This window comes from Stenotrophomonas sp. STEN021 (assembly GCF_056760175.1).
Window position 1 is genome coordinate 1 of the sequence record NZ_JBRREH010000052.1, and the last position, 17,863, is coordinate 17,863.

Here is a 17,863-nt window from a genome sequence, read left to right on the forward strand (position 1 = left end):
TTTATTGGTCGCCGGGGGTTCCCCGGCCATGCGTAGGGATCAGCAGATCACAGATTGACCCCACCCGACACAATGGTGAGCTTCGGGGCTTACGCCGCTCCTACAACAACCAAGGCTTTACGCAGCCAACGCTGCGTCGATGGCCTTGCGCAACCCTTCGTCATCGGCGCTGGTGTCCGGGGCGAAGCGGGCTACAACGGTGCCGTCCTTGCCGATCAGGAACTTCTCGAAGTTCCACAGCACGGCCGGGGCCGGGTTGGCCTCGATGCCGAAACCGACCAGCTTCTCGCGCATCGGGCCTTCGCCGATGGCAGCCGGCTGGGCGGCGGTCAGCTGCTGGTACAGCGGGTGGATGTCGGCACCGGCGACACTGATCTTGGAGAACATCGGGAAGCTGATGTCATAGGTGAGCGCGCAGAACTGCTTGATCTCGTCCTCGCTGCCCGGCTCCTGGCCGTTGAAGTTGTTGGCCGGGAAACCCAGCACTTCCAGGCCGGCGTCCTTCTTTTCGCGGTACAGCTTTTCCAGGCCTTCGTACTGCGGGGTGAGGCCGCACTTGGACGCGGTGTTGACCACCAGCAGCACCTTGCCGCGGTAGTCGGCCAGCGAAGTGGCGGCGCCATCGATGGTGTTCAGCGCGATGTCGTACACGGAAGCGGTCATGCGGTTACCTGCGGTGGGGTTGGGAGAACGCAAGCATAAACGGCGCAGGTGGCGCTGACACGACCGTCGTGCTGCAACACTGTAGTGCCGAGCCATGTTCGGCGGGCTGGGTGTTGGTAGAGCCGAGCCATGCTCGGCTGGGGCTTTACCGGTGGAGCTTGTAGCCGAGCATGGCTCGGCACTACCTCTTGGGATTGCTTGGAAGGCCCCTGCCGAGCATGGCTCGGCACTACATGGGTGTTGCCGGCATTTTGTGGGAGCGGCGTGAGCCGCGAAGCCGGTGCTGCGTCAACGTGCGAAGAGCGAACCCCTCCCCAACCCTCCCCTTGCCTTCGGCAAAGGGAGGGCGCTGAAGCTGCGCTCGGCACTACGCTGTCGGGCTTTCGTCTTCGGCTTCGTCGGCGTCATCGTCTGTACCCAGCATTGCCTGCGAGGCGTCGCTGGACAGTGATTCCACGCCACGCAGCTTGCGCTCGATGGTGCGGGTCTTGCGGCTGGCGTCACCCAGGCTCTTGCCGACGGTGTTGATCTGCTTCTCGGCCTTTTCGAGGATGCCGGCGAACTTACCGAACTCGCTCTTGACCGCACCCAGCAGACTCCACACTTCCGAGGAGCGCTGCTCGATGGCCAGGGTACGGAAGCCCATCTGCAGGCTGTTCAACAGGGCAGTCACCGTGGTCGGGCCGGCGATCACCACGCGGTGTTCGCGCTGCAAGGCGTCCACCAGACCGGCGCGGCGGATCACTTCGGCATACAGGCCTTCGGTCGGCAGGAACATCACCGCGAAATCGGTGCTGTGCGGCGGCACGATGTACTTGTCACTGATCGACTTGGCCTGGATGCGGATCGCGCGCTCCAGCTGGTTGCCGCTGTTGCGCACCGCCTCCGCATCGCCGGCTTCCTGTGCGTCGAGCAGGCGTTCGTAGTCCTCGCGCGGGAATTTGGAATCGATCGGCAGCCATACCGGCGACTCGGCATCGCCACGTCCCGGCAGACGCACGGCGAAGTCGACCATTTCGCCGCTGTCGGCGCGCAGCTTCACCCCGCGTGCGTACTGCTCGGCGGTCAGGGTCTGCTCGAGGATGTTGTCCAGCTGCACTTCACCCCAGCCGCCGCGGTTCTTGACGTTGCTCAGCACGCGCTTGAGATCGCCAACGCCGGTCGCCAGCTGCTGCATCTCGCCGAGCCCGCGCTGCACCTGCTCCAGTCGTTCGGAGACCAGTTTGAACGAGGAATCCAGACGCGTATTGAGCGTGCTCTGCAGCTTTTCGTCGACGGTCTGGCGCATCAGTTCGAGTTTGGCGGCGTTGTCGCCCTGCAGGTCCTTCAAGCGCGCTTCCAGGGTCTGCCGCATCTCGGTGATGCGCTGCTCGTTGCGCTGGGTCAGCTCGCCCAGCTTCTGGTTCAGCGTCTCGCCGAAGCGCAGCTGGACCTGCGCGCCTTCCTCGCGGCCCTTGCGGGTTTCCTCGACCAGGCTTTGTTGCAGGCCGGCCAGCTGGCGGGCAAAGGCTTCCATGCGCGCTTCCTGCTGCTGGCCGAACACGTCGAGCTGGCCGCGCACGTCCTGCAGGCGCGTGCCCAGCAATTGCGCCATAAGCTGCTGGGCGTTGGCGGTCTCCTCGCGGCCTTTGCGGGCGTCGTCGTTGAGGCTGTCACGCAGCAGATCCAGGCGCTGGTCGGTGCGTGTAGACAGGTCGGTGAGGTTGCGGCCGAAGCCATCGATGCGGATGTCCTGCTGCCGCGCCATGGTTTCCAGCTGTTCGCGCAGTTCGCCGCGGCCGCTGCGCTGCTCTTCGCGCAAGGTGCTTTCCAGCGCGGAAGTATCGTTACGGCGCAGCAACAGCAGCAGCTGCAGCACGAGGACGGCGACCAGCAGGCCGCCAAGGATCAGGGTTTCGGTTTGCATGGGGAGAAGTGTAGCCCTGCCTGTCTCAGAAGCTGATCCTGAGGCAACCTGACTGCCGGTGAAAACTGCCATCGGCGCCTATCTGCGATCATGTGCCCCCCCACCCGCCGTATCCCTGCCATGAAGCCGCTGTCGCTGCTGTTATCGAGTCTGTTGTGCCTGCTGCCGATCGCAGCCGTGGCCAGCGACTCGCAGACCATCACCTCACCCAACGCTCTGCCCGACAATGACATGCGGCCCAAGGTATTCCTGGCTGGCAGTATCGAGATGGGCAAGGCGGGGGACTGGCAGCAGCAGGTGCAGGCAGCATTGGCCAATCAGGGCGTGTTGATGCTCAATCCACGCCGCGCCGACTGGAACCCGGCCTGGCGTGCCGAGGCCGATGAACCCGAGTTCCGCCGCCAGGTGGAGTGGGAGCTGGCCGCACTGGAACAGGCCGACATCGTGCTGATGTACTTCGCCCCAGGCACCCAGAGCCCGATCACTCTGCTCGAATTCGGCCTGTATGCGCGCTCGGGCAAGCTGCTGGTGGCGGCACCCGCGGGTTATTGGCGCAAGGGCAACCTGGACATCACCGGTGACCGCTACGGCGTGCCGCGTTTTGATGACCTGCAAGCGTTGATCGACGCAGTGAAGCAGCGCATCGCCACGCAGCGCACGCGCTGATCCCCACGGAGAACCGCCATGCCGTGGATGGGTATCAACGACCTGGGCACCTTCGTGGTGGCCGTGATCCTGTTCCTGATGTTGCCGGGCCCGGGCACCTTCACCCTGCTCACCGCCACCGCGCGCGGCGGCGTGCGTGCCGGTTACGCCACCCTGGCCGGGCTGATGCTGGGCGACCAGATCCTGATCGCCATCGCCGCCACCGGTGTGGCGGCGCTGCTGCAGGCCCATCCGATGCTGTTCGCCGCGCTGCGCTACGTCGGCGCGGCCTACCTGATCTGGGTCGGCATCAACCTGCTGCGTGAACCGACGGCAGCCGCAGGCGAGGCTGCGCCGGTACAGCACGGGCGACGCTGGTTCCGCCAGGCCTTGCTGGTCGGCGTGCTCAATCCCAAGGCGATCCTGTTCTACATGGCCTTCTTCCCGCTGTTCATCGATCCGGTCCGGCAGCGCGGTGCGCTGACCCTGGCGACGATGGCGGTGCTGATCGCCCTCCTCAGCATCGGCTGGTGCTCGGTGCTGATCTTCGGCGGCCAGTTCATCGCCCGCCGCCTGGCCGGCTATCCACGCGTCGGCGTGTGGCTGCGGCGCGGGGTTGGCGTTTGCCTGGTGGTGTTCGGGCTGCGTCTTGGCATCGCCGAGTGATGTTGCTGCAGGGCCGCGGCTGACCGCCAGCAGGCCACCACAGCGGCGTAAGCTCGTTGGGCGGGGCCGCAGCCCGGCCTGGATCGATGGTTTTTATGCCGAATTCGGCACGTTGACATCCATTCGCGGTAAAAGCGCGCCAAATGACGGGTTTTTCTAGCTTTGCTGCACTGCGTTACGCCAAACTCGGCCGCTTCCCCGAACCACCACGAACCGTGAGGTCCGCATGCAATCCTGGCTCCGGCGCAAGCCCATCGACCAACTCACTGAACACGAAGAAGGCCGTCGGCTTATTCCAACGCTGAGCTGGCCCCATCTGGTCGCGCTTGGCATCGGCGCCATCGTCGGCACCGGCATCTACACGCTGATCGGCGTGGGTGCGGACAAGGCAGGCCCTGCGGTGCTGCTGTCCTTCATCATCGCCGGCGCGATCTGCGCCTGTGCGGCACTGGCCTATGCCGAGCTGTCGACGATGATGCCGGCCGCAGGCAGCGCCTATACCTACAGCTACAGCGCACTGGGCGAGACCATCGCCTGGGTCGTTGGCTGGAGCCTGATCCTGGAGTACTCGCTGGTGGTCAGCACGGTGGCGGTCGGCTGGTCCGGCTACTTCGTCGGCTTCCTGGAATGGCTGCACACCTCGTTCGGCTGGAACGTGGCCTTGCCGCAGGCCCTTGCTGCCGGTCCGCATGTTGAAGGCGGCTTCCTCAACGTACCGGCCATCGTCATCACCTTCCTGGTCGCCGGCATGCTGATGGTCGGTACCAAGGAGAGCGCCACCCTCAACGCGGTGCTGGTGGTGTTCAAGCTGATCGCGCTGGCGGTGTTCGTCGCGGTTGCGCTGCCGGCCTTCGACAGCGCCAACCTGCAGCCGTTCATGCCGTATGGCTTCCCCAAGTCGATCAGCGCCGATGGCGTCGAGCGCGGGGTGATGGCGGCGGCGGCGATCATCTTCTTCGCCTTCTATGGCTTCGATGCGATCTCCACCGCGGCCGAGGAAACCAAGAACCCCAAGCGCGACCTGTCGATCGGCATCATCGGTTCGATGGTCGGCTGCACCATCATCTACCTGCTGGTGGCGCTGGCCGCCGTCGGTGCGATGAGCTACACGGTATTCGGCAAGAGCGCCGAGCCGCTGGCACTGATCATGCGCGAACTCGGCCATGGCACCGCCGCGCTGGTGATCGGCATCGTCGCCATCATCGCCTTGCCGACCGTGCTGCTGGCGTTCTTCTACGGCCAGAGCCGTATCTTCTTCGTGATGTCGCGTGATGGCCTGCTGCCGCGTGGCCTGTCCAAGGTCAACCAGCGCACCGGTACGCCGGTCACCATCACCCTGTTCACTGCGGTGCTGGTTGCAGCCCTGGCCGGTGTGGCACGCCTGGATGAAATCGCCGCGCTGGCCAATGCTGGCACCTTGGCAGCATTCACCGCGGTAGGCCTGTGCCTGCTGGTGCTGCGCAAGCGCGAGCCCAATCGTCCGCGCACCTTCCGCACGCCACTGGCGTGGGTGGTGGGGCCGCTGGCCATCGGCGGCTGCATCTACCTGTTCATCAGCCTGCCAATGCGCACCCAGCTGTGGTTCCTGGCGTGGAATGTGTTTGGCCTGGTGGTCTATGCCGTGTACAGCCGCCGCAATGCGGTGCTGGGGCGTAACAAGTAATCCACAGGCTGTTGTGGACAAAGGAAGGCGGGCTTCGGCCCGCCTTCTGCATTTCTGTGACACGGCATCACATGCGCAACATCACTGTCATCTAGTACTGGAAGACTGCGCCCGCGGCGATGACGCCGGGGCCAGCACCGTCTGCTCCCGCCTGCCTCGTCGGTTTCTTCCACGATCCAGGACGGGCCGGTAATGGGGATGGCCTGTCCTTCAACGACAGGCAACCTCTCCCGATGACGCGAAACCTGCTTGCTTTGGCCATTGCACTGGCCGTGGCTCCCGTTGCTCATGCCGCCGACAACGCCGGTCCTTCAGCCGCAACCGAACTGGACGCGGTATCCGTCATCGGCAGCGGCGAACTGCGCCAGGTGCAGCGCATCACCGCCGAAAATCTCGACGTGCTGCCACCCGGCACCAGCCCGCAGAAGGTGCTCAACCTGCTGCCCGGCGTGAACGCACAGTCGGTTGATGCGCTCGGCACCAACGAGCAGTCGATGACCCTGAGCCTGCGCGGCTTCACCGGCAGCAAGCTGGGCTACACGCTGGATGGCGTGCCGCTGGGCGATGGCGCCTACAACAACTACAACGGGCTGAGCATCAACCGTGCGTTGATCTCCGAGAACCTGGGCATGGCCGAACTGGCACAGGGCATCGGCAACCTGTCCACGCCGTCGAGCAGCAACCTGGGTGGCACCATCGCCTACTTCTCCAATGCGCCGTTGCAGGACATGGGCGGGCGCGTGGTGCAGAGCTTCGGCAGCGACGGCAACCGCCGCAGCTTCGCCCGCTTCGACACAGGCCAGCACAATGGCTTCTCCATGTACGTCTCAGGCATGCAGGCGCAGTCGGACCTGTGGAACAACCAGAGCGCCTATAACGAATCCACCACCCGCCAGTTCAACACCAAGGCGGTGTACGAGAACGACTGGATGCGCCTGACCGGTTTCGCCGATGCCTCGCGCACCAGCCAGGCCAACGACTTCTATCTGTCCAAGGATGCGATGGCGCGCGGGCTGGGCTGGGACTGGGGCGGCTACGCGCCCAACTGGAACAAAGCGGTGGCCAAGGCCTACTGCAACAAGAACACCTACGTCGCCAGCCGCTGTGACAGCAGCGGACCGGATACCGATGCCGACGGTGCCTTCACCGCCGGCCAGATCCTGCGCAATGACGACCTGTACTACGTCTCCGCCGAGTTCTTTCCCAACGATGACGTGACCCTGCGCGTGCTCGGCTATCACCATGAGGACCAGGGCGAAGGCCACAACTGGAACAGCGGTGCCTGGTCGAACAAGGGCACCGCCAAGGAACTACCGATCATCTTCCGCAACACGCTGTACTCGATCGACCGCAGCGGCGGCACGCTCGGCCTGGAATGGCAACTGGGCCTGCACCATGTGCAGGCCGGTGCCTGGTATGGGAGCAATACCAGCAGTGCCTCGCGCTACCAGAGTGCGGTGGATGGACCGCGTGATTTCAGCGGTCTGGCCAAGGGCCAGCCGGACACCGGCGTGTTCGCCCAGGAAACCCGTTGGCAGACCCGCCAGCTGTACCTGCAGGACACCGTTCGCCTGATGGACGACCGCCTGCGCCTGGAGGCCGGCATCAAGACACTGGACGCGCGCTCTGATGCACGCGCCCTGCCCGGCATCGCCAAGACCCCGATCGCGGCCAGCTCCAACAACCAGTTCGCCACCGGCAGCCTGCGCGCCAAGGACAACTTCCTGCCCAGCGCCGGCGTTTACTTCCAGCTCGATCCGCGCCAGGAACTGTTTGCCAGCTACGCCAAGAACATCGCCATGTTCCAGGGTGGCTTCAAGCTCGGCCCACAGGCGGTAAGCCAGGCCACCTGGAACAGCCAGGCCGCGCTGGAGCCGGAGAAGTCACGCACGTTCGAGCTGGGCTATCGCTGGATCGGCGACAGCCTGCAGCTGTCGCTGGCCGCCTACGACGTGCGCTTCGACAACCGCCTGCTGCAGTACAACCCCTGCGACTCGCGCCAGCCGGTGGGGCCGCTGTGCGGCAACCGTTTCTACAACGTCGGCAGCGTCACCAGCCGTGGTGTCGAGCTGACCGCGTTGTGGGACGCGAATGAGCACTTCAGCTGGTACAACGCAGCTTCCTACAACGACTCCACCTACGATTCGGACTACGTGCAGAACGGCGTTGTCGTACCGACCAAGGGCAAGACCCAGGCCGATACGCCCAAGCTGCTGCTGTCCAGCGAACTGCGCTGGCAGGCCGGTGCGTGGTCGGCGCAGCTGCGCGGCAAGTACACCGGCGAGCGCTTCTACACCTATACCAACGATCAGGGCTTCGGCGGCTACACCACCTTCGATGCCGGCGCGGCCTATGACTTCGGCAAGATCGGCGTACTGCAGAAGGTGAAGCTCTCGCTCAACCTCAGCAACCTCACCGACAAGCGCTACGCCAGCAACCTGGATTCGAGCGTATTCGCTGCCAACGATCCAAGTGGCAAGCTGTACGTGTTCCACGCCTCCGCCCCGCGCCAGGTGTTCGGCACGCTCGACGTGCGCTTCTAAGCTGCCACGCTGAAGGAAACCGATCGATGTCTGTGCTCGCCACTGCCCTGCTTGCCAACGCCCTGCTTGCCAGCACGATGGGCGCTGCGGTCTACACCACGCCGCACCAGGTCAGCCAGCCGCCGCCGCGGGTGCTGGAGTTCGGCGGGCAACGCTATGTCGATCATGGTCTGGTCGCTGCCGGCACGCTGCCGGCGGCGACCGTGGATTTCCTCGGCGATACGCTGGGCTCGTTCTCGTCGTTGGCGGTGGCACCGGGCAGTTGGCGACGTGATGCCGATGGCAGCTATCGCGGTGTGCTGTGGACCTTGCCCGACCGCGGCCGCAACGACCCCGAAGCCAACCTGTTCTACGACTATGCGGCCCGGCTGGAAAAGCTGGATATGCATATCCAGCCAGGCGATGCGCGCTCGGCTGGACAGGTAAGCCTGCGCATCGCCGGCGGCCTGCAACTGCGCGACTTCGACGGGCAGACGTTCACCGGTGCCGATCCAGGCAACGCCACCCTGATCCAACGCGGCATCACCTTGCCAGCACCAGCCAGCGGCATCGGCGCCGGCAAGATCGCCCTGGATGCGGAATCACTGCAGTTCACCGCCGATGGCCATTTCTACATCGGCGACGAGTACGCGGCCAACGTTTACTACTTCGATGCGGACGGTCGTCTGCAAGGCGTGTTGGTGCCACCACCGGCAGTGCGACCGATGCGCGATGGCCGCCTGGACTTTGGTTCGTTGAAGCCACCGCAGAGCGGCCGCCGCAACAATCAGGGCGTGGAGGGCATGGCGCTGTCGCCGGATGGCAGCCGCCTGTTCGTGGCCCTGCAGAGCGCCCTGGTACAGGACAGCGCCAGCGGTGATGCCGATGGCCGCATCAATACACGTGTGCTGGTCTACGACGTCTCCAGCAACCCGGTCCCAGCCCAGCCAATCGCGCACCATGTCGTGCAGCTGCCCGCTTACACCGCCAAGGGCGACGGTGGCGCCGCCAACCGCACGGCGGCTCAGAGCGAGCTGCGCGCGCTGGACCAGCATCGCTTCCTGCTGCTGGCACGTGACGGCAACGGCCTGGGCAATGCCAAACCCTGGCCGGCCATGTTCAAGAGCGTGCTGCTGGTGGATACCAACGGTGCCAGCAATCTGGCCGGCACGGCCTACGAAAGTGGAACCGACTCGCTGTTGGCGGATCCCGCACGGACCACGCTGAAGGATGGCATCGTGCCGGCGCGCTGGCAGGAACTGCTGAACCTGCTGGACCCGACGCAGCTCGCACGCGCTGGCCTGCATCTGCACAACGACGGCAACAACGATCCGCAGCTGCTGTCGGAGAAGTGGGAGGCAATGGATCTGTTGCCTGCTCTCGATCCGCAGCGGCCGGACGACTGGCTGTTGCTGGTCGGCAATGACAACGACTTCATCGCCCGCCACTGCGTGATGCAGGGCCAGGCCTGCGATTCGGCTTTCGACAATGACAACCGCGTGCTGGTGTACCGACTGACGTTGCCGGCCGTGCGCTGAGCCGCCTTTGCTCCTGCTGCCGGGTAAGCACAGCGCAGAGCGGTTGCCCCCTCCCTTTGCCGCAGGCAAGGGGAGGGTTGGGGAGGGGTGCTTCTGCTCAATATCTCTAAAGCAGCGCAACGCCGACCTAGCATGGGATGACCCACTTATCCCCAGCATGTTGTGGATAAAAACAAAGCGGGCCCGAGCCCGCTTCGTTGTTCCACGCATCCAACAGCGCGCGATTACGACTTCTTCTGCGCCGCCGCGTAGTCTTGCGCCTGGCGCATCACCCGCAGTACGTTGCCGCTCCAGATGTTACCGATCTGCGCATCGGTCAAACCTCGGCGCTGCATCCAGGCAGTGATCTTGGGCAGGTCGGCCGCGTCTTCCATGCCGGTCACACCGCCACCGCCGTCCCAATCCATGCCGATGCCGACATGATCCGGGCCGACCACGTCGAGCATGTGGCCGAAGTGCTGGAAGAAATCATCCAGCGTGGCCTTGCGCCGCGGGTACTTCTGGTCGAGCTCGGCCATGGCTTTGCGCAGCTCCACGCCCTTGGCCATGGTCATGTTTTCCCAGCCGCCCAGGCGCTTTTCCAGCTCTTCTTCGGCCTGTTTGCGTTCGGCACTCTTGGTCTCGTCGACCAGGTAACCACCATAGGCATTGGCCTGGATCACCCCGCCCTTGGCGGCCAGTTGGCGCAGGCGCGCGTCGTCGAGGTTGCGCGGGTGGTTGAACACCGCCTTGGCCGAGCTGTGCGACAGGATGAAGGGCACCGGCATCATTTCGATCAGGTTGTCGAACACCGCATCGGAGGCGTGTGACTGGTCGATCACGATGCCCAGCTTCACCGCCTCGTTGACCAGCGCCTTGCCGGCCGGGCTCAGCCCCTTCCACTCGGCGCCCTTGGGATCGGTGGCCGAGTCGGCGAACTCGTTGTTGGCGAAGTGCACCGTCGACATCAGCCGCAGGCCTGTCTTGTAGTAGAAGCTCAGCAGGGTCGGGTCGGCGACCAGCGGGCTGCCGTTCTCCATGCTGATATAGACCACGCGCTTGCCGGCGGCCTTGATGCGTGCGGCATCGTCGGCGCTCAGTGCCAACTGGAACTTGTCCGGATTGGCGGCCAGCATTTCGTGGATTTCCTGCATGCGCTGCAGGCCGTGGTCGCGCTCGGCGATATGCGCGGCCGGGCTGCGGTCCCCCTGGTCGGTGTAGATGGCGAAAAAGCCGCCATCCAGCGCGCCCTCGACCATGCGCGGGTAGTCCACCTGCGACAAGGCGTTGTGGTCGTGGCGCTGCATGATGTTGAAATCGGCGCGGCCGAAGTTGGCCGGCGTGTCCAGGTGCGAATCCAGGGTCAGCAGTTTCTGCTGCAGGGCGCTGGCCTTGCCCAGCTCAGCCTGGCTGAACTCCACCGCCGAGGCGGCCAGTGGAACGCACAACGACAGGGATACCAACAGGGACAGGGGACGCAGGGTCATGAGGCCTCACCGTGAAGGGAAAGGCCCGACCTTAGCGCTCAAGCGGAGCTGCGGGCCAGTGACGGACGGCATGGAGCAGGTTTTTGTAGCGCCGAGCCATTCTCGGCTGGAGCTTTGCCGGGAAGGCCCCTGCCGAGCATGGCTCGGCACTACCGGTGCGGAGCCCTCCCTTTCGCGCAGCGAAGGGGGTGAAGAAGGCCTGCTTGCGCGCCATTGGCGCGCGGCCTGATGAACGACCGAAGGCTGCGCCTTCGGGCCGGACGGGTTGGGAGGGGTGCCGTTGCCTGCTCAGTCCAGCACGCGGCAGAACACCGCCTTGAGATAACGCGATTCCTGCACGTGGGCCATGAACGGGTGGTCCGGGCCGGCGCCGGCTACCTTCAGGATCTGGATGGTGCGGCCGGAGAAATACGCGGCGCGGCGCAGCATGTCGAGGAACTGGTCCTCGGCCACCAGGCCGGTGCAGGAGAAGGTGGCGAACAGGCCGCCGGGCTTGACCACGCCCAGGGCCAGCTTGTTCATGTCCAGGTACTTCTTCAACGCGGTGATGACCTGGTCGCGGTCGCGGGTCATCTTGGCCGGGTCCAGGATCACCACGTCGTACTGGTCGCCGCGGTTGGCGGCATCACGCAGCCACGGGAAGATGTCGGCCTGCACGAACTTGGGCTTGGCGTTGTTCAAACGCGCATTGCCCTTGGCGATCTGGATCACGTCCTGGTCGATGTCCACGCCCAGCACCTCGGCCGCACCGCGCGCTGCGGCATACACCGCAAAACCGCCGGTGTTGCAGCACAGGTCGAGCACGGTCTTGCCCTCCACCTGCTGGCTCAGCCACTCACGGTTCTCGCGCTGGTCGGCGAAGAAACCGGTCTTGTGCGCGCCGGCCGGGTCGGCACGGAACTTGATGCCGTACTCGGTGATGACGGCCGGGTCGGTGGTGGTGTTGCCGTGGAAATCGAAGCTTTCCTGCTTCTGCACGTGTTCGTCGGCGAAGCTGTGGAAGCGGCAGCCCGGGAACAGGTCACGCAGCGCCTCGTAGATCCATTCGCGGTGGCGGAACATGCCGGCAGCGAAGAACTCCACCACCAGCAGGTCGTCATAGCGGTCCACCACCAGGCCGGACAGTCCGTCGCCTTCGCTGTGGACAACGCGCCAGGCATTGGAGGTTGCATCCAGCTTCAGCACATCGCGGCGCAGCGACACGGCCTGCGCCAGCTTCTGCGCGAACCAGGCCTGGTCCACCGCCACGTCCGGGTTGGTTTCCAGGATGCGCACGGCGATGCGTGAGTGGCCGTTGTAAAAACCACGGCCAATCCACTCGCCGTCCACGCCGACCACATCGACGATGGTGCCGGACTTGGGCTTGACGGTCGGCTTCTCGACCAGTTTCTGGAAAATCCACGGGTGGCTGGAGCGCCACGCGTTCTTCAGGCGTACGACGGGGAGTGGGGTATTCATGGCGCTATTGTAGCCGGGCACTGGCTCCTGCCTGCAGCGTATTCATTGACTGTAATAGGCCCGCACGGCACTATTCGCTCCAGAAGGGGAGTAGCTCCCAGACGTTGTCGCCGTCAGTTCGAGTCGCAAGACTCCGGTGCAACGGCAGTTCCAACCATTGGAACTGTGAGCAAGACCTTCGCCGCATAGGCGAAGCTCTGTCCCCGGTCTCCCCGATTCCGTGTCCAGCTCTTGGCCTTTGTGGTTCCGAGATATCCCCGTTCACGACCGGAATTTTTCCCATGATGCAGACAATTGGTAATCCCTGGCTGTGGGGCGGCTTCATAGCCGTCGTCATTGCCGCGCTGTTGATCGACCTGGTGCTGATGCGCCACGGCGGCCCGCACAAAGTCACCTTCAAGGAGGCCATCTACTGGTCACTGGGCTGGGTGGCGCTGGCCTTGGCCTTCAACGCCGGCCTCTGGTACTACCTGCACGAGACCGCAGGTGCGGCCGTTGCCAATGAAGTTGGCCTGCAGTTCCTGACCGGCTACCTGATCGAGAAGGCGCTGGCGGTCGACAACATCTTCGTCTTCCTGCTGATCATGGGCTACTTCGCGGTGCCGGAGACCCAGCGCCAACGCGTGCTGATCATCGGCATTCTGGGCGCGATCGTGCTGCGTACGATCATGATCTTCGCCGGTTCCGTGCTGGTTACCCAGTTCCATTGGCTGCTCTACGTGTTCGGCGCCTTCCTGCTCTACACCGGCTGGAAGATGTGGTTCGCCGCCAGCGAGGAACCCAGCCTGGATAACAACCCGGCGCTGAAGTTCATGCGCAAGCACCTGCGCATCACCCACGAGTACAGCGGCAACAACCTGGTCACCGAAAAGAATGGTGTGCGCTGGTTCACCCCGATGTTCGTGGTGCTGATCCTGATCGCGGTCACCGACGTGATCTTCGCGGTGGACTCGATCCCGGCCATCTTCGCCATCACCACCGACCCGTTCATCGTGCTGACCTCGAACGTGTTCGCGGTGCTGGGCCTGCGAGCGATGTTCTTCCTGCTGGCCGGCATGGCCGACCGTTTCCACCTGCTGCCCTACGGTCTGGCGGTCATCCTGGCCTTCATCGGTACCAAGATGCTGCTGATCGACATCTTCAAGATCCCGGTGCCGGTTTCGCTGGGTGTGGTTGCCGCGGTCCTGGTCGCCACCGTGATCCTGAGCCTGAAGATTCCGCCGAAGGGCGGCCACAAGGCCTGATGTCGGCGCCACCGGCGGGATTGTCCCGTCGGTGGCACGCCAGTTCCCATGCGCGGCGCCCTTGGCTTTCGCCGAAGGCGCCGCAATCCCTTGATCATGGACACGCCAACCCTGCCTGACACCGGCGATACGCCGGCCACCACCGCCCGCAACGACCGCAGCCGCGTGCTGCGCGCGTTCAACATCAGCCTGGGCTTTGTCCTGCTGCTGGTGGCGATGTTCGCCCTGCAAAGCAGCGGCTGGGATTGGCGGCCCTGGGCGGTAGCGCCGCTGGAAGCCAGCGGTCTGGCCGGCCTGCTTGGCGCGCCCTTGCTGCATGGTTCGATTGAACACCTGGGCGCCAATGCGGTCGCCCTGCTTATTCTCGGCACGCTGGCCGGCAGTGTTTATCCCAAAGCCACCCTGCGTGCCCTGCCCCTGCTGTGGTTGGGTTCCGGTCTGGGAGCCTGGATGCTGGGCGAGGCCGGCAGCCGCCATCTCGGTGCCAGTGGCCTGACCCACGGCCTGATGTTCCTGGTCTTCGTGCTCGGCCTGCTGCGCCGCGACCGGCCAGCAATCGCCGCCAGCCTGATCGGCTTCCTGTTCTACGGCAGCATGCTGATCACCATCCTGCCGCACGAGCCGGGTGTGTCCTGGCAATCGCATATGGGCGGTGCGGCAGCAGGTGTGATCGCCGCGCTGCTGTTCCGCAACGCCGACCCGCGCGCGGCGCGCAAGCGGTACAGCTGGGAAGACGAGGAAGACGCCGAGCAGCTGGCCGAAGCCGACAACGAACTCGAACCGCCCGCACCGGGCCAGGTGCCGGTGCTGTGGCAGCCGCGCGAAGGCCGTGACTATGAGGTTGTGGTGCCGTTGCGCAGGCGGGATTCAGACGAGCGGCAGTAAGGGCAGCGGTAGTGCCGAGCCATGCTCGGCAGAGGCTCTACCAGCGAACCACCAACCTGCAGGAGTGGCATAAGCGGCGAAGCTTGAAAGGCCTAAGAGCTAACCCCTCCCCAGCCCTCCCCTTGGCTGCGCCAAAGGGAGGGGGCGTTTCTAGGCGATCTGACAACCCGTAGCGCAGCCGCTTGTCTCCCTCCCTTTGCCATAGGCAAGGGGAGGGCTGGGGAGGGGTCGCTCTTCAGCTCTTCAGCGCTTAAGAACCACCATCCACCGCCCGTCGCCCCAGCGCCGGATCATCGGTGAAGAACGCATCGATGCCGGCCTGCAGATAGGCGCGGATCTCGGCCACCGACGCCTCCGGGTTACGCGCATTCTCCGCCCCCTGGCGCAATGCCGGCGGCAGGAACGGGTTTTCCGGGCGGAAGCTGTAGGCCACTACCTGCAGACCGGCCGCATGCGCGTCGCCGATCAACGCGGTAGGCGCAGCCAACTTGCCCTGTGCATCCAACGGCACCAGCGCGCGCCGTTCCACACCGATCGCATCGGCATAACCGGCGATATCACGCAGCCCAGCCGGCGTCATCATCTGTGCATAAGTCAGCTTGCCGCCGGCCAAGGCAACGTCGGCCGGCTTCCGGTCGCTGGAATCGAGCAGCTGCAACAGGCGGATATTGCTGTCCTTGCCGAGCTTGCCGCGGATCTGCCGCAGGTTGGCGGTTTCAAACGACTGCAACAGGATCGGCGCGACCTTGGTGTAGCTGTTGCCCTGCAGGCTGCTCAACAGCTTGTCCTCCATCGGCAGGCCGATGCTCTGGAAGTAGCTGCCGTGCTTGATCTCCGGGGCCAGGCCGATGCCGCGGTTGGCGCGGCCGGCCTGCTGCACCAGGAAGCTGATGATCTCGTCCAGGGTGGCAATGCGGAACTGGCCATCAAAGGCGGTGCCGCGGATCTGCGGCAGGCGCTCGCGCGCGTACAGCGTCTTCAGCTCGGCGACGGTGAAATCTTCGGTGAACCAGCCTTCGACCTGCTGCCCGTCGATCAGCTTGCGGGTGCGACGGCTGGCGAATTCGGGATGGCTGGCGACATCGGTGGTCGAGCCGATCTCGTTCTCGTGCCGGGCCAGCATCACCCCGTCCTTGCTCATCACCAGGTCCGGCTCGATGTAATCGGCACCGTCGCTGATGGCCTGTGCATAAGCGGCCAGGGTGTGCTCGGGCAGCAGTGCACTGGCACCACGGTGCGCGTACACCGAAACCTGGGGATAAGTCTGCGCGGCTGAGCTGTCCATTGCCCCGCAGCATGCCACGCCAACCCCCACCGCCATCAACCAGGCCCAACTTCGCACCGTCACTACTCCAATCGAAAACGAGGCGCGCAGCATGACGGCTGGATGTGACGCGCGGAAGAACATCGCGTCACTATTCGCGCTGCCATTGCCAGCCATCGGCGCTGGCGTGCAGGCGCGCGGTGATGCCGATGGCCTGCAGCAGCGCCTCGTCATGCGAGACCAGCAACAGGCTGCCCTGGTATTGGCGCAGCAGATCTTCCAAGGCCGCCAGCGCATCCAGGTCCAGGTGATTGCCGGGCTCGTCCAGCAACAACAGCTGGGCTGGTGGATCGGCATACAGCGCGCAGGCCAGGCCGGCTTTCAGCCGCTGCCCGCCGCTGAGCAGGCCAGAAGGCATCTGTACGTGGTTTGCATCCAGCCCAAGCAAGGCCAACCGGCTGCGCAGTTCGCCTTCGGCCATGGCCGGATTTCGCAGACGCAAGGCATCCAGCACGCTGCTGTGCGCGGGCAGCAGCTGCAGCTGCTGATCCAGCAAGGCGGCTGGCACCTGCACGCTCACCTCGCCAGCCAGCGCTGGCAGCTGTCCGGCCAACACTTTCAGCAATGTCGACTTACCCACACCATTGGCGCCAGTGATGGCGACACGTTCGCCACGGCGCAGGTTGAAGTCCAGCGCGCGCAGCGCCGGTGCCACATGCGGCAGCTGAAGCCCGCTGGAACGCACTACCCACTCCGGTCCGCTGGTTTGCACGCCTGGGACCAGCAACACCGGGGCGGCGGCTTCGCTGTCAGCCTGCGCCTCGCGCACCGCGTCATGCAGCTGCACCTGCCGTTGATCCAGTTGCGCGCGTGCCTTGCCCAGGCTGGCTTCGGCACGTTGGCGCTGCAGGCCAAGCAGGATCGGCGCTTGATTGGCATTGGCGGCCTCGCGATTGCCGCGCGCGCTGCGCTGCTCCAACCGCTGGCGTTGATCGCGCAAGGCCTGCTCGCCCTTGCGCCGTTCGTGTCGACGTTGCTGCAGCAAGGCCTCGGCAGCCGCGCGTTCGGCCGCGCGCGCCTGTGCATAAAAGGCATGGTTGCCGCCATAGCTGCGCAGCCCCTGCGGCGACAGTTCGACGATGCGCTCCACCTGTTGCAGCAGCAGGCGATCGTGGCTGACCAGGATCAGGCCCTGCTTTCTGGCCTGCAATCGCTCGGCAAGCCAACGCCGGCCAGCGTGATCAAGATGATTGCTGGGTTCGTCGAGAATCAGCCACTCCACCGGCTGCAGCAATGCACCCACCAAGGCGACGCGCATGCATTGCCCGCCACTGAGCTTATCCACAGGTGTATCGGCATCAACGCCGTGCAGGCCTGCATCAGCCAAGGCCTGCTGCAGGGTTTCACACAGGCTCCATTGCTCGCCAATCGCGTCGAAATCCGCTTGCAGCGTGCTTCCTGCTTCAATCCTGCGCAATGCATCCACACGCTTATCCACAGCCGCGAGCTCGGCTACGCGCTGTCCTGTTTGTGGTTGTACCTGCTGTGCGAGGTAGTAGGCCTCACCAATGCGACGGCAGTGCCCGACGCTGGGCTGGCGCAGCCCGGCCAGTATCTGCGCGAGCACGGATTTGCCCACGCCGTTGCGCCCGACCAGCCCGGTGGGCCGCTCATCGAACTGTGCGTTGAGGTTGGAGAACAGGCTGCGCCCATCGGGCGTGTGCCACGCGACGCCATCCAGCGTCACGGAAATTGAGTGTGTCATGCGGTATTCCATCGATGCCCGAAGCACCCGGCCGCCAGCGGCAGCAGGGACTGGTTGGGACCGTCATCAAGACGGTGACATCAATGGCGCATTGGACTGACTCCGTTGGCGGGGGGATCCCGTAACAGGGCCTAGCCTAACGGCGGCAAACAGAACTGTCAGTAACCGGCGGCGCGTT

Annotated in this window: 13 protein-coding genes; 7 read left to right on the top strand and 6 right to left on the bottom strand. The window is 64.8% G+C overall.

The genetic code is table 11. The features are described from left to right. Positions 1-117: 117 nt before the first annotated feature. On the bottom strand, positions 118-663 hold the full coding sequence (locus ACVOL0_RS12330) for a glutathione peroxidase (protein WP_481549370.1): 546 nt from the start codon (positions 661-663) through the stop codon (positions 118-120). Positions 664-1,030: 367 nt separating this feature from the next. Further along, a complete protein-coding gene (locus tag ACVOL0_RS12335) occupies positions 1,031-2,569 on the bottom strand; it encodes a DNA recombination protein RmuC (RefSeq protein WP_481549371.1) in 1,539 nt (512 codons plus the stop codon). 120 nt (positions 2,570-2,689) lie between these two features. Between ACVOL0_RS12335 and ACVOL0_RS12340 the strand changes: the two genes are divergently transcribed. From ACVOL0_RS12340 to ACVOL0_RS12360, 5 genes are all read left to right on the top strand, one after another. Further along, positions 2,690-3,235, top strand: a complete 546-nt coding sequence (locus tag ACVOL0_RS12340; RefSeq protein ID WP_481549372.1) for a nucleoside 2-deoxyribosyltransferase domain-containing protein — start codon at positions 2,690-2,692, stop codon at positions 3,233-3,235. An 18-nt stretch (positions 3,236-3,253) separates the two neighbouring features. Then, the gene (gene leuE, locus ACVOL0_RS12345; RefSeq protein ID WP_481549373.1) at positions 3,254-3,880 is read left to right on the top strand and encodes a leucine efflux protein LeuE; all 627 of its coding nucleotides are present in this window, start codon (positions 3,254-3,256) and stop codon (positions 3,878-3,880) included. A 226-nt stretch (positions 3,881-4,106) separates the two neighbouring features. After that, entirely contained in the window at positions 4,107-5,543 is a 1,437-nt protein-coding gene (locus ACVOL0_RS12350; RefSeq protein ID WP_481549374.1) for an amino acid permease, read from the top strand. A 233-nt stretch (positions 5,544-5,776) separates the two neighbouring features. After that, positions 5,777-8,086 (top strand): TonB-dependent receptor, encoded by a 2,310-nt coding sequence (locus tag ACVOL0_RS12355; protein ID WP_481549375.1) that lies wholly within the window; start codon positions 5,777-5,779, stop codon positions 8,084-8,086. Between the two features lie 26 nt (positions 8,087-8,112). Continuing rightward, the gene (locus ACVOL0_RS12360; protein WP_481549376.1) at positions 8,113-9,603 is read left to right on the top strand and encodes an esterase-like activity of phytase family protein; all 1,491 of its coding nucleotides are present in this window, start codon (positions 8,113-8,115) and stop codon (positions 9,601-9,603) included. Between the two features lie 224 nt (positions 9,604-9,827). Here the strand turns inward: ACVOL0_RS12360 and ACVOL0_RS12365 are convergent, their stop codons facing one another. Beyond that, on the bottom strand, positions 9,828-11,069 hold the full coding sequence (locus ACVOL0_RS12365; protein WP_481549377.1) for a dipeptidase: 1,242 nt from the start codon (positions 11,067-11,069) through the stop codon (positions 9,828-9,830). Between the two features lie 288 nt (positions 11,070-11,357). Further along, positions 11,358-12,527: a class I SAM-dependent rRNA methyltransferase gene (locus ACVOL0_RS12370; RefSeq protein ID WP_481549378.1), complete on the bottom strand. Its 1,170-nt coding sequence runs from the start codon at positions 12,525-12,527 to the stop codon at positions 11,358-11,360. Between the two features lie 284 nt (positions 12,528-12,811). Here ACVOL0_RS12370 and ACVOL0_RS12375 point away from each other — a divergent pair, with 284 nt between their 5' ends. After that, positions 12,812-13,771 (top strand): TerC family protein, encoded by a 960-nt coding sequence (locus tag ACVOL0_RS12375; protein WP_481508250.1) that lies wholly within the window; start codon positions 12,812-12,814, stop codon positions 13,769-13,771. 96 nt (positions 13,772-13,867) lie between these two features. Beyond that, positions 13,868-14,656: a rhomboid family intramembrane serine protease gene (locus ACVOL0_RS12380; RefSeq protein ID WP_481549379.1), complete on the top strand. Its 789-nt coding sequence runs from the start codon at positions 13,868-13,870 to the stop codon at positions 14,654-14,656. A 250-nt stretch (positions 14,657-14,906) separates the two neighbouring features. On the opposite strand, the gene ACVOL0_RS12385 is transcribed toward ACVOL0_RS12380, so the two are convergent. Continuing rightward, complete coding sequence (locus ACVOL0_RS12385) at positions 14,907-15,941, bottom strand: glycerophosphodiester phosphodiesterase (RefSeq protein ID WP_481549380.1); 1,035 nt, start codon at positions 15,939-15,941, stop codon at positions 14,907-14,909. Between the two features lie 130 nt (positions 15,942-16,071). Next, positions 16,072-17,685 carry an ATP-binding cassette domain-containing protein gene (locus ACVOL0_RS12390; protein ID WP_481549381.1) on the bottom strand — a complete coding sequence of 538 codons (1,614 nt, stop codon included), beginning with the start codon at positions 17,683-17,685 and terminating at the stop codon, positions 16,072-16,074. Between the last annotated feature and the right edge of the window lie 178 nt (positions 17,686-17,863).